The 24,842-nt window shown below is 61.7% G+C and carries 22 protein-coding genes; 13 read left to right on the top strand and 9 right to left on the bottom strand.

Translation table 11 applies throughout. The features are described from left to right. The first annotated feature begins 1 nt into the window (after position 1). Genes ACM6I6_RS02340 through ACM6I6_RS02315 form a run of 6 tightly spaced genes read left to right on the top strand, consistent with a single transcriptional unit; the run spans position 2 to position 3,073 of the window. A complete protein-coding gene (locus ACM6I6_RS02340) occupies positions 2-475 on the top strand; it encodes a type II secretion system protein (protein WP_046815448.1) in 474 nt (157 codons plus the stop codon). A gap of 4 nt (positions 476-479) precedes the next feature. Beyond that, entirely contained in the window at positions 480-854 is a 375-nt protein-coding gene (locus tag ACM6I6_RS02335; RefSeq protein WP_323608250.1) for a type II secretion system protein, read from the top strand. Next, complete coding sequence (locus tag ACM6I6_RS02330; protein ID WP_323608251.1) at positions 829-1,368, top strand: type II secretion system protein; 540 nt, start codon at positions 829-831, stop codon at positions 1,366-1,368. The genes ACM6I6_RS02335 and ACM6I6_RS02330 overlap by 26 nt, the downstream gene beginning before the upstream one ends. Continuing rightward, positions 1,365-1,754, top strand: coding sequence for a curli production assembly/transport protein CsgE (gene csgE / locus ACM6I6_RS02325; protein ID WP_274076678.1), 390 nt, complete (start codon positions 1,365-1,367; stop codon positions 1,752-1,754). Before ACM6I6_RS02330 ends, csgE begins: the two co-directional genes overlap by 4 nt. After that, entirely contained in the window at positions 1,751-2,170 is a 420-nt protein-coding gene (locus ACM6I6_RS02320; protein WP_274076679.1) for a curli assembly protein CsgF, read from the top strand. The genes csgE and ACM6I6_RS02320 overlap by 4 nt, the downstream gene beginning before the upstream one ends. Before the next feature lie 30 nt (positions 2,171-2,200). Continuing rightward, positions 2,201-3,073: a CsgG/HfaB family protein gene (locus ACM6I6_RS02315; RefSeq protein ID WP_414919312.1), complete on the top strand. Its 873-nt coding sequence runs from the start codon at positions 2,201-2,203 to the stop codon at positions 3,071-3,073. Positions 3,074-5,396: 2,323 nt separating this feature from the next. On the opposite strand, the gene ACM6I6_RS02310 is transcribed toward ACM6I6_RS02315, so the two are convergent. The 4 genes from ACM6I6_RS02310 to ACM6I6_RS02295 are packed head-to-tail and all read right to left on the bottom strand — an operon-like array spanning position 5,397 to position 11,032. Continuing rightward, positions 5,397-6,851 (bottom strand): curlin, encoded by a 1,455-nt coding sequence (locus ACM6I6_RS02310; protein ID WP_414919311.1) that lies wholly within the window; start codon positions 6,849-6,851, stop codon positions 5,397-5,399. A gap of 27 nt (positions 6,852-6,878) precedes the next feature. Then, positions 6,879-7,340: a curlin gene (locus ACM6I6_RS02305; protein WP_323609469.1), complete on the bottom strand. Its 462-nt coding sequence runs from the start codon at positions 7,338-7,340 to the stop codon at positions 6,879-6,881. A gap of 60 nt (positions 7,341-7,400) precedes the next feature. After that, entirely contained in the window at positions 7,401-9,650 is a 2,250-nt protein-coding gene (locus tag ACM6I6_RS02300; protein ID WP_414919310.1) for an Ig-like domain-containing protein, read from the bottom strand. A gap of 35 nt (positions 9,651-9,685) precedes the next feature. Beyond that, entirely contained in the window at positions 9,686-11,032 is a 1,347-nt protein-coding gene (locus ACM6I6_RS02295) for a hypothetical protein (protein ID WP_414919309.1), read from the bottom strand. Positions 11,033-11,322: 290 nt separating this feature from the next. Here ACM6I6_RS02295 and ACM6I6_RS02290 point away from each other — a divergent pair, with 290 nt between their 5' ends. The 4 genes from ACM6I6_RS02290 to ACM6I6_RS02275 all read left to right on the top strand — a co-directional run bounded on the left by ACM6I6_RS02290 (position 11,323) and on the right by ACM6I6_RS02275 (position 17,014). Then, a complete protein-coding gene (locus tag ACM6I6_RS02290) occupies positions 11,323-12,771 on the top strand; it encodes a HAMP domain-containing sensor histidine kinase (RefSeq protein ID WP_323628037.1) in 1,449 nt (482 codons plus the stop codon). A gap of 185 nt (positions 12,772-12,956) precedes the next feature. Next, positions 12,957-14,033 (top strand): SCO family protein, encoded by a 1,077-nt coding sequence (locus tag ACM6I6_RS02285; RefSeq protein ID WP_414919308.1) that lies wholly within the window; start codon positions 12,957-12,959, stop codon positions 14,031-14,033. Positions 14,034-14,133: 100 nt separating this feature from the next. Beyond that, positions 14,134-15,615: a sensor histidine kinase gene (locus ACM6I6_RS02280; RefSeq protein ID WP_414919307.1), complete on the top strand. Its 1,482-nt coding sequence runs from the start codon at positions 14,134-14,136 to the stop codon at positions 15,613-15,615. Next, positions 15,584-17,014, top strand: a complete 1,431-nt coding sequence (locus tag ACM6I6_RS02275) for a sigma-54-dependent transcriptional regulator (protein WP_274076857.1) — start codon at positions 15,584-15,586, stop codon at positions 17,012-17,014. Before ACM6I6_RS02280 ends, ACM6I6_RS02275 begins: the two co-directional genes overlap by 32 nt. A gap of 39 nt (positions 17,015-17,053) precedes the next feature. Here the strand turns inward: ACM6I6_RS02275 and ACM6I6_RS02270 are convergent, their stop codons facing one another. The 4 genes from ACM6I6_RS02270 to ACM6I6_RS02255 form a co-directional block, all read right to left on the bottom strand. Beyond that, positions 17,054-17,434: a hypothetical protein gene (locus ACM6I6_RS02270; RefSeq protein WP_323609233.1), complete on the bottom strand. Its 381-nt coding sequence runs from the start codon at positions 17,432-17,434 to the stop codon at positions 17,054-17,056. Between the two features lie 220 nt (positions 17,435-17,654). Continuing rightward, on the bottom strand, positions 17,655-18,236 hold the full coding sequence (locus tag ACM6I6_RS02265) for a hypothetical protein (RefSeq protein WP_414919306.1): 582 nt from the start codon (positions 18,234-18,236) through the stop codon (positions 17,655-17,657). 114 nt (positions 18,237-18,350) lie between these two features. Next, positions 18,351-18,755 carry a hypothetical protein gene (locus ACM6I6_RS02260; RefSeq protein ID WP_414919305.1) on the bottom strand — a complete coding sequence of 135 codons (405 nt, stop codon included), beginning with the start codon at positions 18,753-18,755 and terminating at the stop codon, positions 18,351-18,353. Positions 18,756-18,838: 83 nt separating this feature from the next. Continuing rightward, on the bottom strand, positions 18,839-19,891 hold the full coding sequence (locus tag ACM6I6_RS02255) for an AraC family transcriptional regulator ligand-binding domain-containing protein (protein WP_323609234.1): 1,053 nt from the start codon (positions 19,889-19,891) through the stop codon (positions 18,839-18,841). Positions 19,892-19,962: 71 nt separating this feature from the next. On the opposite strand from ACM6I6_RS02255, the gene ACM6I6_RS02250 reads away from it, so the two are divergent. Beyond that, a complete protein-coding gene (locus ACM6I6_RS02250) occupies positions 19,963-20,886 on the top strand; it encodes a LysR family transcriptional regulator (RefSeq protein ID WP_274076862.1) in 924 nt (307 codons plus the stop codon). A gap of 6 nt (positions 20,887-20,892) precedes the next feature. On the opposite strand, the gene ACM6I6_RS02245 is transcribed toward ACM6I6_RS02250, so the two are convergent. After that, positions 20,893-21,816, bottom strand: a complete 924-nt coding sequence (locus ACM6I6_RS02245) for a LysR family transcriptional regulator (protein ID WP_414919304.1) — start codon at positions 21,814-21,816, stop codon at positions 20,893-20,895. Positions 21,817-21,913: 97 nt separating this feature from the next. On the opposite strand from ACM6I6_RS02245, the gene ACM6I6_RS02240 reads away from it, so the two are divergent. Further along, positions 21,914-22,753: a helix-turn-helix domain-containing protein gene (locus ACM6I6_RS02240; protein ID WP_414919303.1), complete on the top strand. Its 840-nt coding sequence runs from the start codon at positions 21,914-21,916 to the stop codon at positions 22,751-22,753. A gap of 253 nt (positions 22,754-23,006) precedes the next feature. Beyond that, positions 23,007-24,833: a DUF1302 domain-containing protein gene (locus ACM6I6_RS02235; RefSeq protein ID WP_414919302.1), complete on the top strand. Its 1,827-nt coding sequence runs from the start codon at positions 23,007-23,009 to the stop codon at positions 24,831-24,833. Positions 24,834-24,842: the final 9 nt, after the last annotated feature.

Genomic DNA, 24,842 nt, shown 5'->3' with positions numbered 1-24,842 from the left:
CATGAACGCCTCGCAACGCGGTTTTACCCTGATCGAAGTCGTGGTGACGCTGTCGTTGATCGGCCTGCTGGCCGGCATGGCCGCGCCGCTGACGGAGACCGTGGTGCGCCGGGGCAAAGAGCAGGAACTGCGCACCGCGCTGTACCAGATCCGCGATGCCATCGACGCCTACAAGCGCGCGTTCGACGCCGGTTACATCGAGAAGTCGCTCAACAGCAGCGGCTACCCGCCGAACCTGCAGGTGCTGGTGGAAGGCGTGCGCGATGTGCGCAGCGCCAAGGGCGCCAAGTTCTACTTCCTGCGGCGCGTGCCCCATGACCCGCTGGCACCGGTCAAGCGCGACGACGAAGGTGGCTGGGGCGTGCGCTCCTACGACAGTACGGCTCAGAACCCGCGGGAGGGCGAGGACGTCTTTGACGTTTACTCCAAGGCCCGCGGCAAAGGGCTCAACGGCATCGCCTACCGGGAGTGGTGAGCATATGCGTCGGGAAAAAGGTTTTACCCTGCTGGAACTGATGGTGGTCATGGCAATCATCGCGACCCTGATGACCATCGCCTTGCCACGCTATTTCAACAGCCTGGAGGCCTCCAGGGAGACCACCCTGCGCCAGAGCCTGTCGGCGATGCGCGAAGCCCTGGATCACTACTACGGTGACACCGGACGTTATCCCGACTCCCTCGAACAGCTGGTTGAACAGCGTTACCTGCGCAATCCGCCGATGGACCCGATCACCGAACGCAAGGACGCCTGGGTCATGGTTGCACCGCCTGATGGCGTGGCCGGCGGTGTCGCCGATATCAAGAGTGGTGCCACAGGGAGGGCCCGTGATGGCAGCCTTTATTCCGAGTGGTAAGCCTGCAGGGCAAGACGGCTTCACCTACCTGGGTGTGCTGTTCCTGATCATGGTGATGGGCATGGGCCTGGCCAGTGCCGGCGAGCTGTGGTCCACCGCCTCGCGCCGCGACCGTGAACGCCAGTTGCTGTGGGTTGGCACCCAGTACGCCCAGGCACTGCGCAGCTATTACCGCAGTTCGCCAGGCCTGGCCCAGTACCCCAGGGAACTCGCCGACCTGGTGCAGGACGAGCGTTTTCCCGGCGCCAAGCACCATATCCGCCAGCTGTACCCGGACCCGATTGGCGGCGGCGAATGGTTCCTGATGCGCGGCTTCGACGGACGCATTACCGGCATCAGCAGCCCGTCCACGGACAAGCCCCTGAAGCAGGCGGATTTTCCCAGCCAGTGGTCGGACTTCAACGGCATGGCCAGCTACAAGGACTGGCAGTTCGTGGCCGAGAAAGCCTTCCTCGACGGCGCCTCGGGCCCGGCCAAAGGCCAGTCCGCAGCGTCCCAGGCGGTGCAGCCATGAAGCGCTTCTGCCTGGCCTTGATCCTGGTGTTGAGCACCTCTGTGACCTGGGCCGGTGAAGAGGACGAAATGCTCGGCTTTATCGTCGACGACACGATCTCGCACATCGGCCACGAATTTTACTACTCGTTCAGTGAACGCCTGCGCGCCACCAGCCCGATGGATTTCAACCTGGTGGTACGCGAACGACCTTCGGCTCGCTGGGGCAGCCTGGTGACCGTGGAATTTCAACAACGACTGGTTTACCGGCGCTTCCTGCCGCCGAACACCGTGGAGCTCAAGGACGAGGCCTATGCCGCCGCCGACTGGGTACGCGGGCAGATTGTCCAGCGCAAGCTGGAAGCCTTGTTGCAGGACACCACGGACCTTGAGAGGGACGAACTATGAAAGCGAAAACGTTTTTGCAGCGCGCCGGTGGATGCTTGCTCGGCCTGGGCGCCTGCGCCCTGGCCCAGGGCACGGAACTGGTCTACACGCCCGTCAACCCATCGTTCGGCGGCAACCCGTTGAACGGCACCTGGCTGCTCAACAATGCCCAGGCGCAGAACGACTACGACGATCCCGACTTGAAGGATCGCACCTCGGTGGCCGGGACCTCGGCCCTGGAGCGCTTCAGCGCCCAGTTGCAATCGCGTTTGCTCGGGCAACTGCTGGACAACATCTCCACCGGCAACACGGGGAGCCTGTCCACGGACGCTTTCATCGTCGACGTGGTCGACGACTCCGGTGCGCTGACGATCAACGTCACCGACCGGGCCACGGGCGAAGTTTCGGAAATCCAGGTGAATGGCCTAGCCCCTTGAGGGGATGCGGGTTTATGGGGAGTTAAGGACATGAAAAAAATAATTGCGCTGGGGCTGATGTTGGCGGCATTACAGGGGTGCAGTCTGCGCGAGCCGATGTCGGCCGAACAGGACTCGCAAACCCCGACCCTGACCCCAAGGGCCTCGACTTATTATGACTTGATCAACATGCCACGACCCAAGGGCCGCTTGATGGCGGTGGTCTACGGCTTCCGCGACCAGACCGGGCAATACAAGCCAACCCCGGCCAGCTCGTTCTCCACCAGCGTCACCCAGGGCGCGGCGAGCATGCTGATGGACGCCTTGCAGGCCAGCGGCTGGTTCGTGGTGCTCGAGCGTGAAGGGCTGCAGAACCTGTTGACCGAACGCAAGATCATCCGCGCCTCGCAAAAGAAACCCAACACCCCGGTGAACATCCAGGCGGAACTGCCACCGCTGCAAGCGGCGAACATGATGCTCGAAGGCGGGATCATCGCCTACGACACCAACGTACGCAGCGGCGGGGAAGGGGCGCGCTACCTGGGCATCGACATTGCCCGTGAGTATCGTGTCGACCAGGTCACGGTGAACCTGCGGGCGGTGGACGTGCGCAGCGGCCAGGTGCTGTCCAACGTCATGACCAGCAAGACCATCTACTCCGTGGCCCGCAGTGCCGGGGTATTCAAGTTCATCGAATTCAAGAAACTGCTCGAGGCCGAGGTGGGCTACACCACCAACGAACCGGCGCAGTTGTGCGTGTTGTCGGCGATCGAGGCGGCGGTGGGGCATATGCTGGCGCAGGGGATCGAGCGGCATTTGTGGCAGGTGGCGGGGGATAACTCCCAACCTGCGCAGAACGAGACGCTGGATCGCTACCTGACGCAGAATCGTGTTGTACCTGAAGGTGAGGGAGAGGACGAGTGAACCGAGGGCGGCCTTGTAGGAGCTGGCTTGTCCGGTCGCCGCATCGCAGCGATGACGGCGTTACAGCCGACCCGTCTCTCGCGGCGGTACCCGATCCCAACTGTGGGAGCGGGCTTGCTCGCGAAGGCGGCCTTATAGCCGACCAATCGTCCGCGGCTGTCCCCGATCTACTGAAGGAGCCGGCTTGCTGCGGGCGGCGTTCCGACGATGGCGTCCTGACCGCCGACCTATTATTTATTGACCGAGTACATATCCATTCCTGATCCCAAGCGAACGCATTCCCCTGTAGGAGCTGGCTTGCCAGCGAAGCGGCCCGAAAGACTCGCACCAGACTCAAGGCCGCCTTCGCCGGCAAGCCGGCTCCTACAAGGTATATGTCGCGCACGAAACCATGGTAGAGGCACGTTTTTGTAGGAGCTGGCTTGCCAGCGAAGAGGCCCGATAGAGCAGCACCAGGCTCAAGGCCGCCTTCGCCGGCAAGGTATATGTCGCGCACGAAACCACGGCAGATGCACATTTTTGTAGGAGCTGGCTTGCCAGCGAAGCGGCCCGATAGAGCAGCACCAGACTCAAGGCTGCCTTCGCCGGCAAGCCGGCTCCCACAAGGTATATGTCGCGCACGAAACCATGGTAGAGGCACATTTTTGTAGGAGCTGGCTTGCCAGCGAAGAGGCCCGAAAGACTCGCACCAGACTCAAGGCCGCCTTCGCCGGCAAGCCGGCTCCCACAAGGTATATGTCGCGCACGAAACCACGGCAGATGCACATTTTTTGCAGGAGCTGGCTTGCCAGCGAAGCGGCCCGATAGACTCGCACCAGACTCAAGGCCGCCTTCGCCAGCAAGCCGGCTCCTACAAGGTATATGTCGCGCACGAAACCATGGTAGAGGCACGTTTTTGTAGGAGCTGGCTTGCCAGCGAAGAGGCCCCATAGAGCAGCACCAGACTCAAGGCCGCCTTTGCCGGCAAGGTATATATCGCGCACGAAACCACGGCAGATGCACATTTTTGTAGGAGCTGGCTTGCCAGCGAAGAGGCCCGAAAGACTTGCACCAGCCTCAAGGCCGCCTTCGCCGGCAAGCCGGCTCCTACAAGGTATATATCGCGCACGAAACCATGGTAGAGGCACGTTTTTGTAGGAGCTGGCTTGCCAGCGAAGCGGCCCGATAGAGCAGCACCAGACTCAAGGCCGCCTTCGCCGGCAAGCCGGCTCCTACAAGGTATATGTCGCGCACGAAACCACGGCAGATGCACATTTTTGTAGGAGCTGGCTTGCCAGCGAAGAGGCCCGAAAGACTCGCACCAGACTCAAGGCCGCCTTCGCCGGCAAGGTATATATCGCGCACGAAACCATGGTAGAGGCACGTTTTTGTAGGAGCTGGCTTGCCAGCGAAGAGGCCCGAAAGACTCGCACCAGACTCAAGGCCGCCTTCGCCGGCAAGCCGGCTCCTACAAGGTATATGTCGTGCACGAAACCACGGCTGAGGCACGTTTTTGTAGGAGCTGGCTTGCCAGCGAAGAGGCCCGAAAGACTCGCACCAGACTCAAGGCCGCCTTCGCCGGCAAGCCGGCTCCTACAAGGTATATGTCGCGCACGAAACCACGGCAGAGGCACATTTTTGTAGGAGCTGGCTTGCCAGCGAAGAGGCCCGAAAGACTGGCACCAGACTCAAGGCCGCCTTCGCCGGCAAGCCGGCTCCTACAAGGTGTATGTCGCGCTCGAAACCACGGCAGAGGCACATTTTTGTAGGAGCTGGCTTGCCAGCGAAGAGGCCCGATAGACTCGCACCAGACTCAAGGCCGCCTTCGCCGGCAAGCCGGCTCCTACAAGGTATATGTCGCGCACGAAACCACGGTAGACACACATTTTTGTAGGAGCTGGCTTGCCAGCGAAGCGGCCCGATAGAGCAGCACCAGACTCAAGGCCGCCTTCGCCGGCAAGGTATATGTCGCGCACGAAACCACGGCAGATGCACATTTTTGTAGGAGCTGGCTTGCCAGCGAAGCGGCCCGATAGAGCAGCACCAGACTCAAGGCCGCCTTCGCCGGCAAGCCGGCTCCTACACGGTATATGTCGCGCACGAAACCATGGTAGAGGCACGTTTTTGTAGGAGCTGGCTTGCCAGCGAAGAGGCCCGATAGAGCAGCACCAGACTCAAGGCCGCCTTCGCCGACAAGCCGGCTCCTACAAGGTATATGTCGCGCACGAAACCACGGTAGATACAGGGTTGTGTCGTCCCAAAATTGAAGGTTTGAGCGCATATCTGCAGGCGTAAAAAAACCGCGACCCTCCCTCAAGGGCCGCGGCTCTTTCACCCCATGCAATTACTTCTGCATCACAGTCGCACTGTTAGCCGTACCAAACTGCTGCACATTCGCCGTCTGTGTCATCCCGCTCTGGTTCACGCTGGTAATGTTGCCAGTCCCCCCCTGGGTCACATACGCCACGTTCATGGTGTCCGCCTGCTTGATGGTGATCATGTTGTCTTCGCCATACAGCTGTGTGGTGAACGCCTGGTTGCCGGTGCCTTCCTGGTCGATGTTGGTGGTGTTGTTGGTGCCGGTGCTGCTGCCCTGGGTCAGGTTGTTGGTGCCGCGCTGGTCGGCGATGAGGATGTTGTCGGTGCCGTTCTGGTCGAAGTACAGCTCGTTGTAGGTATCGGCCTGGCTGACCGTGGTCTTGTTGCCGGTACCGGCCTGGTTGGTGGTCATGATGTGGCCGGTGTTTTTCTGGGTGAAGTTGGCGACGTTGCCGTTGCCGTTCTGGTTGACGGTGGCGCGCTGGTTGCTGCCGAACTGGCCGCCCATTTGCGTGACCGGCCCTTTCCAGTTGCTGGCGTAGACCTTGTTGTCGTTGCCTGTGGAAGTGGCATTGAGCACTTGGCCGGTGCCGGTCTGGTAGGTGAAGTGGATGTTGCCGACGCCCTGTTGATTGAGCGTCACGGTCGAGCCCAAGGACTCGAACTGGTCGGCATAGATCGCGTTGAGGTCGCCAACCTGGATCACCTGGGCCACGTTGTTGTCGCCGAAGCTCTGGTCGACGATGGTTTCGTTGGTCTGGCCGTTCTGGTCGATGGTGGTTCTGCTGGCGACCTGGGTGTCCTGCCAGACTTCACTGCCGTTACCGTCGCCATACTGGTTGATGGTCAGGTTGCCGCCTTCGCCGTAGCGCTGGTCACCGTAGGCATAGTTGGTGCCGCCGGACTGATTGATGTCGATCTGGCCATTCATGTGGTTGATCTGTTCGGCGGTGGCGTAGTTGGCGGTGCCGTACTGGATGATCACCGCGTTGTTGGCTGTGCCCAGCTGGATCTGTTCGATGTTGGCTTCGTTGCTGCCCCCATACTGGTAGGTTGTGCCGGAAGAGTTTTCCTGGCTGTCCTGGTAGATGAACGAGAAGTTACCGGTGCCTTCCTGTTGCTGCAGGATCTGGCCACCGCCGAACCCGATCGACTGGCTGGCATGGCTGGTGTTGGTGGCACCGGCCTGGTTCTGGATGATGGTGCTGTTGTTCTCGAACAGTTGCTCGGCGTAGCCGGCGTTGTAGTTGCCGCTCTGGTTCTGCTCGATGGTGCTGGTGGCGGTGTCCTGCACGGCGGCCGCATCGTTGCCCGCACCCGACTGGTTCTGGGTGGCGGTGCTGAACGGTGCCGAAATCTGCTTCACATCGGCGATGTTGGTGTCACCGAACTGGTTTTGGGTCGACACGCTGTCGTCGGCCAATGCTTGAGCACTGACGATGACCAGGATGGCGGCGGTGAGGGGCGTCAATTTGAACATGATGAAACCTCCAGGTGGTGCAGTGCTTTAGCGATACTGGGTGACCGATACGCTCATTCCATTTCCTGCCTGGGTCACAGCGCTTTGCTGACCCGTGCCGGCCTGGACAATGCTCGCGTCGTTGTTGTTGCCGTTCTGGGATATCTGCGCGCGGTTGTGGCTGCCGGTTTGGGTAATGGACGCGGCGTTGCCGGAGCCTTGCTGGTTGATCAATGCCATCAGGTCGCTGCCTTGCTGCAGGATGTAGGCTTCCTGATTGCTGCCCGACTGCACGATCTGGCCGAGCAGCGACTGGCCGTTCTGTTGCAACAGCGCGACGTTGGCCTGGCCGTTCTGGTCGATCAGGGCTTGCTGGCCGACCGGGGGTGGCAGCTCGCCGAGGTCGGCGCCGGGCGCCAGGTCGTCGTTCTCCATCAAGTCGTCGGCACGCACGCCCGCGCCGCTGCAGAGCAGAAGCAGGCAGAGCAGGGCGGCGGTCGGCGTTTTCATGGCGTTGTCCTTTGGTTAGAGGCTTGCCCCATCAACCACTCTGGCCGATGGGGCGAGGGCTCAGTTCGAGATCACCTGCACCGTGCGCACAGTGCCTTGGGACGAGGTGATGGTGGCTGTCGGGTTCGCCGACGGAATCACCGTGGTCGAGTTGCTGACGGTCAACCTCCAGCGACCGGTCAGTGGCACCGTGGTGCTACCCAGGGTCACCAGCCCGGTCGGCGTGGTCACCTGGACGGTGATGGTGTTGCCGGTGGTCACCGATGAAGTCCCCGAGAAGTCCCAGTTGAAGCGGTTGTTGGAACGGGCCGTCACCGTGGCTGCCGTGACCGCGAAGTTTTCCGCGGCTGGCCGTGGCGAGACTTGCACCGTGACCGTGGCCGGTGTCGTCGACTGGGCGCCGAAGCTGTCCCGGGCGAAGTAGGTGAAGGTCGTGGTGAACGCCGTGGTGACCGTGGCCGGAGGGTTGTAGGTCAGGACGGTGCCGTTGCTGGTCACCGAGCCGCGAGTGGCCGGTGGTTGGGTGAAGCTGGCGATGGCGAGCGGCACGTTGCCTTCCGGATCGGTGTCGTTGGCCAGCACGTTGATCGGGATCGACACACCCAGGGTCGCAATGGCGTCGGCGACAGCCACCGGAGGCTGGTTAGGCGCCACGGTGATGGTCACGGTCGTCGCAGCGGTCGCGGCCAGGCCTTTGGCGTCTTGCGCCTTGTAGGTGAAGGTCGTGGTCAGTGGAGCATTGACCACCGCTGGCGGGGTGTAGACGATAGCTGTGGTGCCGCTCAACGCCACGGTGCCCTGCTCGGCGGCCGGTTGAGTCAATGCCGTGATGGTGAGTGGGGTGTCGCCGTCCGGGTCGTCGTCGTTGGTCAGCACGTTGAGGGTGATCGGTACGCCGAAGGTGGTGCTACCGCTGTCGGCAACGCCCACCGGTGCCTGGTTCTCACCGGTATCCGGTGCCGTACCGACGACCACCACGGGCTCGGTATCGTTACCGCCCGAAGCCGATTTGATGGTCACGGTGGCCGGTGGCTGGGACAGGTCGGCGACGGTCAGGCGTTGCAGGGTACCGGACTTGGTCAGCCGTCCGTAGCCCTGGGCAACCATGTCCGGCACCACCACTTCGTCAGACGAGGTGGCTTCGATCAGCAGGCTGCGATTGTCCCAGCTGTAGCGCGCGGTCTGGACTTTCACCACGTCGGAGACTTTGCTCGATACTGCCGTCGGCCGGGTGGTGCCACTCGGATCGGTAGCAGTGAGCACCACCACCGGAGGCACGGTGGTACCCGTCAGGCGATGGCCGAAGAACAGACCGGTGTTGTCGCCGAGCATGCTGGTCAGGCACGGCGTCTGTGGTGGGCCGGGAACCAGGGCCACGGTTTCACGGAAGCACAGGCTCGATCCGTTGACCGATTTGCCGAACACTTCTACCCGGGTACTGCTGGTGCCCGGACCTGTAGACGTGCGGCGGTAAGTGGCGCGGCTAATTTCCGCCGGGGTTTGCGCACGGCTGTCGAGGACCTTGCCGGATACGGTGAAGAGGTTGGTCTGGATAGTCCCGGCCGGACCCTGGATACGCAGGAAGTTGGTGTTGTTGGGGCTGCCGGTGACGGCCTCTGTAAGGTTCGGATCGCCGACAAAAGTCTCGATGGCGCCGGTGTCCGGGTTCACTTCGGTGTACGGTCCGTTGACGCTGCGCAGGAATGGCCCGACCTCCCCGTTGAGGGCACCGGAGAAGTTGCCCGGTGCGCCGATGCCGATGTCACGGGTGATGTTGATTGCCCGACGGCCCGGTGCGGTGACGTTGACCGTTTCCACGCCGTACGGGTGGGTGATGGTGTAGACACCGGCCACTGGCACGTTCACCCGCAGACGAATCCGCGCGAAACTTGCCTGGTCGCCGTCGATAGGGTTCTCGGACGCGAATGCCGCTTCGATCCCGGCGACGTAGGCATCCACGCCGTAGCCGCCGACATCGTTGATGCTGGTCTCGGCAAGGTACCAGAAGGTTTCCGGTGGCCAGTTATCCGGGAACACCATCGGCAGGGTGTCGTCATAAACTCCGGGTTCCGGATTCAGGATGCACATGTAGGCAGGCGCGCCGGGAGCGCCAGGTGACCGCGAACTCGTCGCCCGCGACTGGCACAGTTCCAGCGACAGCAGATTGTTGTCCTGATACCACATGGGGAATTTCCCCGTGGCAAAGGTGTAGGGGCCGGGGTCGACGGCAGCGAGTTGCGCGAATGCACTGCCGGACAACGATAGAGTCAGTCCCAGGGCGTTGAGCGCCAGGCGTGGCAATTTGTTCATGATGCCTCCTGATGAGGATCTGGGCATATGTGCGTTCATTGCACGACGACCACTTCTTCGGTATCGCTGCCGCCATTGGATGACGTCACTCGAACCTTGGCCGGTGGAATCGGCGTGATGCCGGTCGACAGGGATTTCACTGCACCATCGCCACTGAGAGAGCCGATGGCGACCCCGGTGCCGGAGGTGGCGGTAAGGACCGGTGGCGATGTTTCATCGCTGGTCGAGGCCACGATAGTGATCTGCCCGCTGCTCAGGCTGTACTGGGCCTGTGAGATCACCACCAGGTCGGTCAGCGGCATGGACAGCGTGGTCGGCGTGCTGGTGGGAATGGCCAGGTGATTGTCGGCGGTTACCACAAGGGTGCTCGGTAACGTCGGGTTGGTGGCGGACTGGGCGTACCAGTGGCCGGTGGTGTCGGCTTCGGTCAGGTTCAGCACCGGGCTGTTGCTGTCCAGGGTCACGGTGGCCGGTGGCGGTGGCGCCATCACGAACACATCCTGTTGCGCCACCGGTGCGCTTTCACCGGCTTTACGGGAGTACGTGCTGCGCTCGGCAATGATCGGAGTGGGGCGGACCACCGTCGACAACTTGCCGGAAATGGTCATCACCGTCGTGCGCAAATCCAGTCCATTAGGGCCTTCAATGCGGATGTAGTTGGTATTGAAAGGGCTGCCGGTGAAGGCCTCCGCCAGGTTTGGATCGCCGATGAATTGATCGGGCGCACCCGTGACCGGGTTGATCTCGGTGTAGGGACCGTTGACGCTGCGCAGGAACGGACCAATGTCACTTCTGAGCGCGCCGTCGTAGGTTTTCGGCGAGCCGATGCCGATGTCGCGAGTCATGTTGATCGCGCGGTCTCCACCTGCGGGAACGTCAAATATGTCGACGCCGTAGGGGTGGGTGATGGTGTAGACACCGGCAGTGGGCACATCGACCCGAATGCGGATTCGGCCAAAACTGACCTGGTCGCCTTCTTTCACCTCTTCCGCGGCGAAGGCGGCTTCGATGGCACTGACAAAAGTCAGGTCGATGCCCCGGGCTGCATCCACGATTGAGCCCTCGCCGGTAAACCAGAACGTTTCATCGGGAAAGTTGCTTGGGAAAACGATGGGCTGCGTGTCGTCGAAAACGCCGGGAGCCGGATTCAAAACGCACATGTAGGTCGGCGCGCCGGGTGCACTTGGAACCCTGGAACTGACAGCTTTTGACAGGCATAAGTCGAGGGTTCGGCCATGCGTGTCCTGATACCAGGACGCGAAGCCACCGGTGGCTGGCAGGTAAGGGCCAGGATCTACAGCAAACAACGCGGCCTGGGCAGAACCTTGGGCCAGCGCACTCACGATCAGGGCGATCGCGCTTTTGGACAGTAAAGGGTGCATGAGTATTCCCTCTATCAGAGTACCTGCCCCTTGGATATGGGTCAGTTGGGAGGTCTTCGGCAACTCCCATGCCAACCGTCGAAAATGTCGGTGCGAGGCCCGGTACACAGGCGTTTGCGACGCGCTCGCGGATGGAACGGCAAATGCCCGGGCGGGCCTCTTTCCCCAGCATTGGGGGTAGATCGGGGCAGCGGGGGTGGTGGGGAATAGGGGGAGGGGCAGGACCCGGGAACGGGCAAACGGCGAGTAGTGCGCTATAAACCTATAGGGGTTTTGCGGGAACACTGTCCATGACCATGCTTGCAAAGACACTGGCGTCCGACCAGGGCGAGATTCGCTTGAGCTCACGCAAACAGCCGTTCAATCTGCTGCGCTGGTTTTCGCTCATCAGCATGGCGGTGATCGGCACGGTGGCGGTGGCGCTGGGCTCGGTGTCGACCAAATTCGTGATAACCGAAAGCGTGCAGCGCGATGCCCTGCTGACTTCGCAATTCATCCAGGCGATTGCCTCCGCCGAGGTGCGCCATGTGTCGATTCCCAATGTGCGGACCATGGGCGAGCTGCTCGACCCGCGCAAGGACCGGGAATTTCCCGACGTCGACCCGCTGGCCCGGGCCAACGCCCGGGGCGAGTTCCTCGATCACATCGAACATTTGCCGGATGTGATCCTGGCCAACATCTACGCCCCCGACCGCATGATCATCTGGTCGACCAACCCGGCCCTGATGGGCACCACGATTCACGCCGACGAAGACCTCGACCAGGCCTTCGCCTCGAAGACCCCCGTGTCGGCCAGCTATCACGATGTCGACCAGGCTCGCATGGAACAGAAGTTCATCACGCCGCCGGAATACATCTTCATCGAAAACTACATTCCGCTGTTCGATGCCGAAGGCAAGAACGTCACGGCGATGGTCGAGATCTACAAGGAACCCAAGGACCTGATCAACCGCATGGAACGCGGCCTGGTGCTGATATGGCTGGCCACGGCCCTGGGCGGCGGCCTGATCTACCTGGGGCTGTACTGGATCGTGCGGCGGGCGGCGAACCTGCTGGCGACGCAACAGAAGCAGCTGATCACCAACGAAACCTTCGTCGCCCTGGGCGAGATGTCGTCGGCCGTTGCCCACAGCCTGCGCAATCCCCTGGCGACCATTCGCTCGAGCGCCGAGCTGGCACTGGAGTTCGACAGTGGCCCTGCGCACAAGAACATCAACGACATCATCGGCCAGGTCGATCGCATGTCGAAGTGGGTGCGGGAGTTGCTGCAGTCCCTGCGGCCACTCAATGACGACGTCGAGCCGGTCAACCTGGTGTCGGCGCTATACGACAGCCTCGCTGCGTTCGAGCAACAGATCGTCAAGGCCCGGGTCAATGTGCTGTTCGAACCCATAGGCACGCCGATGGTGCTGAGCCAGCAGGTGCAGCTGACGCAGATCCTCAACAGTTTGCTGGCCAATGCCCTGGAGGCCATGGACGAAGGCGGAACCCTGACCATCGCCATGGCGCCCATCGATGCCCAGAATGTTCGCGTGGTGGTGAGCGATACCGGCAAAGGCATGACCGAGGAGCAGCGGCGCATGGCGTTCCGCCCGTTTTTCACTACCAAGCAAGGCGGGCTCGGTGTCGGGCTGGTGCTGGTCAAGCGCATCATGGAACGATTTGGCGGGACGGTGGCCCTGGACAGCCGCGAGGGCGAGGGCACCCGCGTCAGCCTGACGTTCAAACGCGTCCCCTGAAAATGGGTGTGAAATTTCCCCGCTAGCGGGTGCCATTCCCCAGTCGCCATTCCCATCGTGGCAAAGTGATGTCGATAAGCCATTGTTTTATAGAATGTTAATGCCTTTGTATAAAACAGTTACAAGTTTGGCCGGCTCTTTGCACTAGCCCCATCACCCCCTTCATACGTTAGAGGCGGCTGGTGATGGATACCGCACGTACGCAAGCCCTGGGCATGCACCTGGTGCTGATATTGGTGACGGGCCTGCTGGCCAGCCAGCTGCTGGTCGCCAGCCAGACACCGTCGACACCCGTTCCGGTAGCCGGCGAATCCACCACGCCGTGGGGTGGCGACTATTTCCCCAACACCCTGCTGACCGACCAGGACGGTCGGCAGGTGCATTTTTTCGATGACCTGATCAAGGGCAAGGTGGTGGTGATCAATTTTATCTTCACCTCGTGCAGCGACTCCTGCCCGCTGGAAACCGCGCGGCTGCGCCAGGTGCAGAAACTGCTCGGCGACCGGGTCGGCAAGGACATCTTCTTCTACTCCATCAGCATCGATCCCTTGAGCGACACCCCCGGGGTACTCAAGGCCTATGCGCAACGCTTCCAGGTCGGGCCGGGCTGGCAGTTCCTCACCGGCGAGTTCGGCGACGTCACCGAGTTGCGGCAAAAACTCGGGCTGTTCATCGAAGGCGTCGACAACGGCCGCAGCAAGGACCACAACCTGAGCCTGATCGTCGGCAACCAGCAAACCGGTAGGTGGATGAAAGCCTCGCCCTTCGAGAACCCGTGGATCCTGGCCGACCAATTGGCCAATACCTTGCATAACTGGAAACAACCGAGCATGGGCGAAAGCTACGCCAATGCGCCCGAGATTCGCCCGCCGAGCAACGGCGAAGAATTGTTCCGCACCCGTTGCGCGTCGTGCCACAGCCTCGGCCCGTTGGACGGGCAGGGCATCGGCATGCGCAGCATCGGTCCGGATCTGGTCGGCGTGACCCGCCAGCGCGATCCGGCCTGGCTGAGCCGCTGGATCCGCGAGCCCGACCGCATGCTGGCCGAAAAAGACCCGATTGCCATGGAGCTGTTCGAGCGCTTCGACAAGATCCCGATGCCCAACCTGCGCATGGATGAGCACTCGGCGCAGTGGATCATCGAGTTCCTTCAGGAAGAAACCGAGCGCCAGCAGCCGTTGCTCACACCTCTGGTCATCGACGCCGAGGAACCGCAGCACCAGCACGCCGTCGCCGCGCCCGACATGGCGCGAGTGCAATAGTGGCGAAATAGCTTTTTCGGGCAGTCTGTGACGGTCAATGCCACCTACACTGATCGGGAATGCGGCTGAAAACGCTTGTCTCAAGCTACCAGGACATCCCATGCAGATACTGCAATCAACGCCGGATACGCCGGCAGCAGAGGCCAAGGATTGGCGGCCGCCGTTCAATCTGGTGCGCTGGTTTTCCGTGGCGAGTTTTTTCATCATTGCCGGCGTGGCATTGGGCCTGGGCTACATTTCCACGCGTTTCGTGGTCGAGGAGAGTATCGAGCGCGACTCCATGCTGACCGCGCAATTCGTGCAAGCCATGGGCGCCGCCGAAATTCGCCATGCCGCGATTTCGCCGAACCGCACCATGGGCGAAATGCTCGACCCGCGCGCTGACGCCGCCTATCCGGACGTCGACTCGGGCGCCCGTACCGCTTCGCGCATCGAGTTTCTTGATCATGTCGAACACCTGCCAGACCTTCTGCTGGCCACGGTGTACGCCATGGACCGTACCGTGGTCTGGTCGACCAACCCCGAGCTGGTCGGTGTGCGCATCGACAATGACGAGGAACTGGACGAGTCCTTCGAAATGAAGGAAGCGGTGTCCACCAGCTACCACGAGATCGACGAGGAGCGTCCTGAGCAACGCCTGCTGCATGACCCCCAGTACCTGTTCGTCGAGAACTACATTCCAATGTTCAACGCCGACAAAAGCAAAGTGGTCGCCATGGTCGAGATCTACAAGGAACCGGTGGACCTGATAGCGCGCATCCAGCGCGGGTTCAAGGCGATCTGGCTGACCACATTGCTCGGCGGCGCGGTGATCTACCTGGGGTTGTTCTGGATCGTGCGCCGTGCGGCCCTGCTGTTGCAAAGCCAGCAGAAACAGCTGGTCGCCAACGAAACCTTCGTCGCCCTGGGGGAAATGTCCTCGGCGGTCGCCCACAGCCTGCGCAATCCGCTGGCCAATATTCGTTCCAGCGCCGAAATGGCCCAGGAAATCGCCAGCCAGCCCGCGCAGAAGAACATCGGCGACATCATCGGCCAGGTCGATCGCATGTCACGCTGGGTCCGTGAGTTGCTGGTGTCCTTGCGCCCGGTCAACGACGATCAGGAAAGCGTCGACCTGGTGCTGGCCATCGACGACACCTTGAGCGCCTTCGCCCCACAGATCCAGCGCTCGAACGTCGAAGTGCGCTTCACGCCCAGGACGGTGCCACCGGTCGTCAGCCAACAGGTGTTGCTCACACAGATTCTCAATAGTCTGTTCGCCAACGCGCTGGAAGCCATGCCCAAGGGCGGCGTACTGAGTATCGACATCGAAACACCGGCCCCCGATCAGGTGTGCATGGTCCTCAACGACACCGGCAAGGGCATGACCAGGCAGCAACAGAAAATGGTCTTCAAGCCGTTCTTCACCACCAAACAGGGAGGGTTGGGCGTGGGCCTGGCCCTGGTCAAAAGAATAATGGAGCGCTTCGAAGGCTCGGTCGAACTGACCAGCCAAGAGCAGGAAGGAACCCGCGTCTGTCTCAATTTCAAAGTGGCAACGGGAGGGGAATATGGAGCACAGCATACTGCTGGTCGAGGATGATGAGCTGCTCGCGGAGAATATCCAGACTTACCTGGAGCGCAAGGACTTCGAAGTGACCGTCTGCCACTCGGCCGAAGACGCGCTGTCGCAGTTGAGCACCTTTCTTCCGGATGTGGTGCTGACCGACAACTCGTTGCCGGGCATGAGTGGTCACGACCTGATCCAGAAGCTGCGCATCAGCGCGCCGGATCTGAAAGTGATCATGATGACCGGCTACGGCAACGTCGAAGACGCCGTGGTGGCGATGAAAGAGGGCGCGTTTCACTACGTGACCAAACCGGTGGCGCTGCCGGAGCTCAAGCTGCTGCTGGACAAGGCCCTGGCCACCGACCGGATGGAGCGCACACTGTCGTTCTACCAGGAGCGCGAGGCGCAGAAATCAGGGGTGCAGGCATTGATCGGCGAATCGGCACCGATGGTCTACCTCAAGGGCACCATCGCCCAGTTGCTCGACGCTGAGCGGCGCATGGCCAACACCGATTTGCCGCCGGTGCTGGTGGAAGGCGAGACCGGTACCGGCAAGGAACTGGTGGCGCGGGCGCTGCATTTCGACGGTCCGCGCAGCAAAGGCCCGTTCATCGAGTTCAACTGCGCCTCGATTCCTTCCAACCTGGTGGAGTCGGAGCTTTTCGGCCACGAGAAGGGCGCCTTCACCGATGCCAAGGACCGTCGCCTGGGGCTGGTGGAAGCGGCCGACGGCGGCACCCTGTTTCTCGATGAAATCGGCGAAATGGACCTGATTCTCCAAGCCAAGCTGCTGAAGCTGCTGGAAGACCGGACCATCCGCCGGGTCGGTTCGGTGAAAGAGCGCAAGGTCGACCTGCGGGTGATCAGCGCCACCAACTGCAACCTCGAGCAAATGGTCCAGCAGGGCAAGTTCCGCCGCGACCTGTTCTTCCGCCTGCGCATCATTTCGATCAAGGTGCCGCGCCTGTATGCCCGTGGCGAAGACATCCTGCTGCTGGCCCGGCACTTCCTGGCGACCCATGGCAAACGCTACGGCAAGCCGCACCTGCGGTTCAGCGAGCAGGCCGAGGAACTGCTGCTCAACTACACCTGGCCGGGCAACGTGCGCGAACTGCGCAACATGCTCGAGCAGACCGTCTTGCTGGCGCAACACGACACCATTGCCGCCCACCAGTTGAACGTCTGCCTGAGCCTGGTGGACGAGCCGGCGATGTTTACCCATGAGCTGCCACCGAGCGAACCGCGCGCGGCCTATAACGGCAACGAATCGATGAACCTGCCGGAAGTGGAGCGCGACATGGTGCGCAAGATGCTCGACAAGACCGACTGGAACGTCACCAAGTCCGCGCGGCTTTTGGGCCTGAGCCGCGACATGCTGCGCTACCGGATCGAGAAGCTTGGCCTGGCGCGGCCGGACAAGCGCCAGTGGTAGAGGAGCAGCTGTCAGTTTGCAGCCTCAAGCTGCAAGTTGTTACAAGGCCGGGCTCGGGTTGCTGAGGCAGGCGAGCATGCAGGTCGGGTCGAGGACCTCCTGGTTCACGTAGACGCCGTGTTCGGCGTCGTAGGTGCGAATGAACACGCGCACGGTGGTATCGGCCACCGTTGGCAATCGGGAATCGGAGAATACGTGCTCGCTCGACACCGGGGTGAAGGTCTGGGGCGATGTCGGGATGTACGATCCCGGCGGCACCGTGCTCAGGGTCGGAGGCGCCGGATGGGCAAAGGGCTGGTCGGCGCCGTAATAGTTGAATTCACTGCTGGATTCTTCGGTTTGCATCGCACTGTCATCCGCCTGGGCGCTGCTGGCAGCCAGGCACAGGGCAAGTAACAGCGTGGGTACGGTTGTGTTCATGGCAGCACCTGCGGCATCGGTTTTCGCGCGTTTCCCCAAGGTCATTAACTATAGCGTTCCCGTGGGCGAACGTCGGTGGTGCGCGCTTTACAAAAACGCAACACGGCGGCGGTGAGGGCCTGACAGCCGCCCCATCCACCTGTAGGAGCTGCCGCAGGCTGCGATCTTTTGATCTTGCTGTTAAAAAGCAAAGTCAAAAGATCGCAGCCTGCGGCAGCTCCTACGTCAGCTCCAGCCGGTCCAACGCATAATCCTTCCCGGCCAGGGTCAGTTCAAAAGTGGTGGTGCCGAACGTACCCCGTGTCACTTTTTGCCTCACAAGACCTTTGACCTGGAGTTGCTTTAGACCGGTTTCAACTTCCGACGTACTGAGTGAGACAAGTTTGCAAACCGAGCTCAGGTTCGCAATTTTTCTGAAGCTCGCGTGATAGGCCAAAGCTTCCATCAGAATCGTTTGATCATCTGTCAACTGTGGGAACTGAGGGTTGTTCTTTTTGTAAATTCTTCGCTCTAACTCGTGTAACTCACCGTAAGCTCCATCAGTGATGCGGGCGTAGTAAATCGCAACAGACAGAGTGCTGATCAAAATCGCGATAATCATCAGCAGCGACCAGTTCGGTATTGGCGTTTCCAGCCATAGCCATTCCCAAAAAACTGGCAGCCAGCCCGTGGTATCGGCCAACAACGTCAGGTCGAAGTGAGTGTCGAGCAGCTTCATGGCGGCCCAGGCGACAAGGGAAATTCCGGCCGAGCCGGCCATGACCTTGAACGTGAACGGGGAAGGCTTCCCTTGTGCTGCCATGCTGCTCGTCTCAAGTGCAGAAACAGGTCTTGTCAGCATAGCAGCGGAAAGTGGCCCTCTCAGGGGCCCGCAAGGGAGAAACAGGAGAAATGTCGTCTGGTTTGCTTGCAGTCCTTAAAATAGCCGGGTGATCTCATTCAAGATCCGATCCTGGGTTTGAGTACTTGGCCTTTGGCGGTAAGCCACTGCAAAAAAAGCAACGCCTTCGTAGTCGCAGCGAATCGAAAAAGTCATGCCTTCACGCAACCCGTAGACTGATCTTTCTCCTGCTTCAACAAAATATCTCGCTTTTGCAAGCGCCGCCCTGGCGTGCTGCAGACAGCCAGCTTGAGTCAGTGAATGTTGTAGCCAACTGGTCGTGACTCGCACAGACGAAGTCTCGCTGTCATCGATAGGGGGGCGAGTAATTTCTTTAGGTGCATTGTACTTCTCGTCGCTGGTACAAGCGGTCAGCCCCATTGTGATAACGCACAGTAAAAAGCCATAACGAACGCTCGAATGCAGCAGTGGATTTCGCATCGTGGGGCGCACCTGTGACGATTTGCAATGAATGAAGTGGCTACTAACGTAATAGCGGGTTTCTGATCTTTTGCTAGTTACGCTCAGTCATTGCGACACAACCCCAGCCGCCCGCGATAGACCCCAGGCGCACACCCCAGCCACCGCAAGCACGCCCGGTTGAAGCTCTGCACGTCGCTGTAGCCCAACCGGTCGGAAATCTCGACCAGTTCCAGGTCCGCCTCCTGTAGGAAATCTTCGGCGCGGCAGCGGCGGTACTCGTCCAGCAACTCGGAAAAACTCCAGCCCAGGGACTTCAAGCGCCGGGCCGCGGTGCGTTCGAGCATGTGCTGGCGGGTGCAGAACTGCTGCCAGTGGGCGACGGCGAGTTCAGCGATCACGTAGTCGCTGACCTGCTCGAGCAGGGTCGGCTCACTGTTGCGCCGGGTTTGCTCCAGCAATTCCACGAGGGTCTGTTCCAGCTCATGGTTACCGGGGGTGAGCGCGGTGACGAACAGCTGTGGATCGAGGTGAATCGCATACTGTGCCATCCCCCAGCGTACCGCTACCCGGAACGCTTGCTCGTGGTCCTGGGCGTTGGCCGGACAGGCGCCGACCAGGCTGACCGCGAGGATCGGGTCACGCGCCAGGCCGCTGGCGAGGAATTTTCGACGCAGCATGCTGCACAAGCTGATGAGGATGTAGTCGGCGGTCGCCGCACTGGCCTTGACGCTGCCGGCATCGAGCAGGCGCAGCTCGACGCCGTCCTTGTCGCGTACCACCTGTGCCTGGAAATGCCCGTTGAAAAACGGAAAGAACCGCACGAAATATTGGCAGGCGCTGTCCAGGGACGCCGCGACGTCGAACAGGTAAGTCAGGCCGTTGGTGGCGGTGGACACGAAGCGTCGACCCGCCGCCAGGCCGATCAGCGGGTCGCCGGTCTGCTCCAGTGCAAACGCCCAGAAGCGCCGCGACAGGAACAGCGGCACTCGCATGAACGGCGTGCGCAACTCGAACAGGCTGCGCCGGAACAGGCCTTCGATAGCCTCCCGGGCAACGCCACGCGCCAGCAGTTCTTCGATGGCCGGCAGCAGGGTCGGGGCGTAGAACGCATTGGGCAATATTTGAGGCTGCAATAGCTGATCGCTTTTTGTCATGTAGGGCTCACAGCTTGTGTCCGGACACTGGTTAGGCTGCCTGACGTTAAGCGATTTGCCGGAGCAAGACCATGCTTGATTTACGCCAGCTCGACCTGAACCTGCTGCTCGCCTTCGATGCGATCTACCAGCAGCGCAGTGTCACCCGTGCCGCCGAGGTGATGTGCCTGTCGCAACCGGCCATGAGCAACGCATTGCGCCGCCTGCGTGAGTTGTGTGGCGATCCGCTGTTCATCAAGAGCCGCCTGGGCGTGACCCCGACGCTGGTCGCGCACCGCCTGGCCGACTTCGTGCGCGCCGCCCTGGAGTCCTTGCGAGAGGGCTTGCGCATGATCCCCGCGGCGCGGCAAAACAATCCGCTGCTGCGCATCAGCTGCCTCGATTGCCTGCAACCGGTGCTGCTCGATGCACTGCTCGAGTCGCCCCATGCCGATTGGCAAGTGCGGTACTTCCAGCCGCGGCGGCGCGATGCCTTGCAGGAGCTGGCGAGCGGCAAACTCGACATCCTGATCGACCTCGACCAACCGCTGGCCGGGCTGGCCGGCCTGCACAAGCAAGTGCTGCCCGCCGATCATTATGTGTTCGCCTTTGGCGCCGCCCTCAAGGACCCGCCCCGCACCCTCGAGGCCTATCTCCAACAACCGCAGATCCAGGTGTCCAGCCGCCGCGACGGCCTCAGCCCGGTGGACCTGCGGCTGGGCTTGAAAGGTATGCGCCGGACCCTGGCGATGAGTACGCAAAGTACCCTGGCCGCGCGCCTGATAACCGATCGCCAGCCGTTCGGCATGAGTCTGCCGAGCCGCGTTGCCAGTGCACTGGGCTTGCAGCAAGTGCCGTTGCCGCTGGAGGAACCGGTGGAGCTGAAACTGGCGTTGTACATCGAATCGCGCTATCGCTTCGAACGCAGTCGCGAGGAGGCGGTGCATTGCCTGCTGCGGGCCTTGGGTGAGCCGCGGGCGGTGCAGGCGCAGCTGGCGTTGTCGCGCCGTGCCTGATGCGATTTACCCCGAAACCGCCGCCAGCAAACGCTCGTCGACCTGAATGATCGCCTCGACCATCGCCAGCGCCGCCGGCGTCAGGGAATAGCCGACGCGACTGACGATGCCGTAATGCAGGAGCAACCCGGGGTCGTCGCTGGGCACGTCGACAAAGTCCAGCAGCCGAATCAGCCCCTGGTCGACCTGTTCGGCGAGGGCTTCCATGGTGGCGATGCCCACCGCGTCGGAGCGCCTGACCACGCGGCAGATGGCGTCGAATTGCGCGCATTCGACGCTGGGGTTGAAGTCGGGTTCGCCCTGCACGTCGGCGAGGATCTTGCGGATCATCGGCGGGATGCGCGTACCGACCACGGCATAGTCGAGCAGGGCACGCAGCGACAGGTCCTGGCGGTTGGCCAGGGGGTGATCGATGCGACAAAAGAAGCGTCCGCGTCGTGGCCGCAGCAGTTGGACCTGGTATTGCGGATCACCGGTGAAGTAGCGCGAATCGGCGACCAGGAACTCGATCTGCTGCTCGCGCAACCACACCGCCAATTGCTCCCAGTCGCCGAGATGAAAACGGGTGCGGATCGCCGGGTGCGCCTGGATGAATTGAGCCAGGGCTTCGGGCACCAGCAGTTGCGCCGGGTAAGGGCCACTGCCGAAGTGCAGTTCGCCGCCGGTCAGACCGTTGTATTGGGTCAGTTCGTTGTGCAACGCCTGGCTACCGGCAAGTAGACGCCGTGCGTGCTGCAGCACCAGTTGGCCCTGGCCGGTCAGGCGAAATTCGCGACTGCTGCGCTCCACCAGTGCGCAATCGAGGTCCCGTTCCAGGGTCTGGATGCTGCGGCTGAAGGCCGGCTGGCTGAGGTTGATCGCTTCGGCGGCGCGACCAAAACTTCGGTAGTCGGCCAGTGCGACGAGGTGGCGAAGTTGTCGAAGGTCCATCATGCGTCTCCTGCATTCAGCGGATACTTTTAATGCATTGGATCGATATCACAGAGACTGGCATAAGTACACGCCTGCCTTTCAGATTCCGTGCGCCATGACCACTGAAACCTTCGCCTCCAGTGCATTCACCCGCACCATTCTCAGCCATGCCCAGCGTTCCGGCCTGTGCCAGGAACAGCTGCTGCAACGGGCCGGGATCTGTCTGTCTCTGCTGGAGGGGCAAGGCTTGCGCGTTCCCGCGCACCTGGTCGAACAGCTGTGGCACGAATGCGAGCGCCAGGGCGCCAGGGCCACTTTTGGCTGTGAACTGGTCAACGGCATGGCCACCACCAGCCTGCAAGGCTTGAACATACTGCTCGATTCCGCCACGACCCTGCGCGCCAGCCTCGCCTGCTTCACCGAGTTCCTGCCCCGTGTGACCAACCACGTGCAGGCGCAACTGGAGGAGGTTGACGGACAGGCTCGCTTGCACCTGCGCGCTGCTCAGCAATTGCCGCATTTTTTCGGACTGGATGCGGCCACCTTGACCCTCGTGCGCAACATCGCCCGCCGACTCGGGCGGGCACCGGGAGAGGTGTTCCTGGGTGTGACCTTGACCCCGCAGCAGGCGGCCGGTGAGTGGTTGCGCAGTGTCGGCATCGAAGTCTCACAGGGATCGCATCCGCGCCTTGATGTTCCGCTGGCCATTCTCGACGAACCCCTGCTGGGCGCCAATCCGTTCCTGCACCAGAGCATGTTGCGACACTGGCAGACTGAAGCCGCGCAACATGTCCGCAGCGACAGTCTGGAGCTGGCGCGGCATTGGCTGACGGCGGGGGATCAGCCCATAGAGCGGATTGCCGAACGCCTTGGCTATCGGCAGCCAAGTAATTTCATAAGGGCATTTCGCAAGCAGTTCGGGATTACGCCGAAGCAGTTTCGGTTGGGGTTGTAGGGGCTCGCGGTGAGGCGATCCGACCTGGCGAGGGCTCTGCTTTCGGCCGCCTTCGCTGGCAAGCCAGCTCCTACAGTGGATCGGATGCGGCCTTGGGGCATGCGGCGGTTGTGAGGCCGTCATCGCCGGCAGGCCGGCTCCCACAGTAGATCGGATACAGCCGATGATTGCTTTTTGTCAGTCCTCGCTTGCGTGTGGACGATAAGGCTCAGGCACCGTGACCAGGCTGAGTAATCCTGACCGGAGCCTAATAATGATAAGAAAACGCTCGGCCACAGCCACAGTCCGCCAACGACTGAACCGGCCTGGCCACCCCCGCCCGCAACCTCTTGCGCTGGCTATCCTTGCCGTACTGGCGGGGCCTGCATCCGCGACCACCTTCGAGATCAACGAAGACTGGAGCCTGTCGACCAAGACTGCCCTGAGCCTGGGCAGCAGCTGGTCGACGCAAAACCCCGACAAGAGCCTCATGACCCGCGCCAACGCCTTGCAGGCCCAGGGGGTGCAGGCCAACGGCACCAGCGTCAGCGCCGACGATAACCGGCTGAACTTCGAGAAGGGCGACCCCATCTCGCAGGTCTTCAAGGGCCTGACCGATTTCAGTCTCGATGGTCAGGGCCAGGGCGCCTTCCTGCGCTTCAAATACTGGTACGACCACGCCTACGAAACCCGCCAGGCGCGGTTCAAGGATTTTGACGATTCAGGTTGGGACGACCTGTCGAAGTTCAAGGGCTTCGAGATGCTCGACGCCTATGTCTGGAAGGACTTCCAGGTGGCCGAGCACCCCCTGAGCGTGAAGGTCGGCAACCAGGTGTTGTCCTGGGGCGAGTCGCTGCTGATCCAGAACGGCATCAATGTGATCAACCCGCTGGACATCTCGGCCTTCAACCGCCCCGGCGTGGAAATCAAGGAAGGCCAGCTGCCGGTGGAAATGGTCTCCTTCAGTTTCGGCCTGACCGATACCACCAACCTCGAAGGCTTCTACCAGTACCACTGGAGGCCCAGCGTGCTCGATGGTTGCGGCACGTTTTTCGCTGCCAGCGACGTGATCCAGAAGGGCTGCGGGCCGTTGTACCTGAGCCAGACCCTGACCGACCAGCAGATGCAGGCCGCCGGTTTGTACGCCACCTCCCGGGGCAATGAATCACCGTCGGACAACGGCCAGTTCGGTTTCGCCCTGCGCCAGATGATCCCGGCGCTGAACGATGCCGAAGCGGCGATCTACTTCATCAATTATCACTCGCGGCTGCCGTACTTCACCCTCGACGCGAAGAACATCGGTGCGCGGGGGACATTCCCCGGCGGCATCCAGGCGCCGAGTTATGCGGCGGCGTTTCCGGAGGACATTCGCCTGTACGGCATCAGCCTCAACGGCGTCGAACCGATCAGCGGGATTTCCCTGGCCGGCGAGGTGAGCTATCGGCCGAACATGCCGCTGTCGATCAACGCGCCGGACGTCAATGTCGCGGTGATTTCCGGTGCGGCAGGCAGTTCCTGGGTGGAGTTGCCAGCCGGGTTCAACGTCAACCGAGGCGATCGTTTTGACGCGTGGGAGCGCAAAGGCGTGTGGCAGATGACCGCTTCGGCGACCCAGGCCATCGATAACGTGCTGGGTGCCACGCGCCTGAACCTGTTCGGCGAGGCCGGCGTGGTGCACATCGACGACCTCGGTGATGAGCGCCTGGGTCGCAGCGCCGCGTTCGGTCGCAGCTCGACGCGCAACGGCACACCGTGCAACACCGTGGCCTCGGGTGTGACCAACCAGTACTGCACCGACAAGGGCTTTGCCACCGACTGGTCGTGGGGCTATCGCCTGCGCGCGAGCCTGGAATACAGCGACGTGCTGCCCGGCATCAACCTGATCCCGGCACTCAACTGGCGGCATGACGTCGAGGGGTATTCCTACGATCCGCAAGGGCCGTTCCAGGAAGGCCAGCAAGCCCTGGGCGTGAGCCTGACCGGCGTCTACATGAACGATTACAGCGTGGAACTGGCCTACAACGCCTTCTTCGGTTCCAACGACTACAGCACCCTCGACGACCGCGACTTCGCATCCGTCAGCTTCAAGGCAGACTTCTAAGGAGAACCG

Origin of the sequence: Pseudomonas sp. IT-P218 (assembly GCF_949767605.1) — a bacterium.
GTDB lineage: Bacteria > Pseudomonadota > Gammaproteobacteria > Pseudomonadales > Pseudomonadaceae > Aquipseudomonas > Aquipseudomonas putida_AE.
Note: the sequence above shows the minus strand (reverse complement) of the source record. Positions and strands in the feature narration are given on the sequence as shown.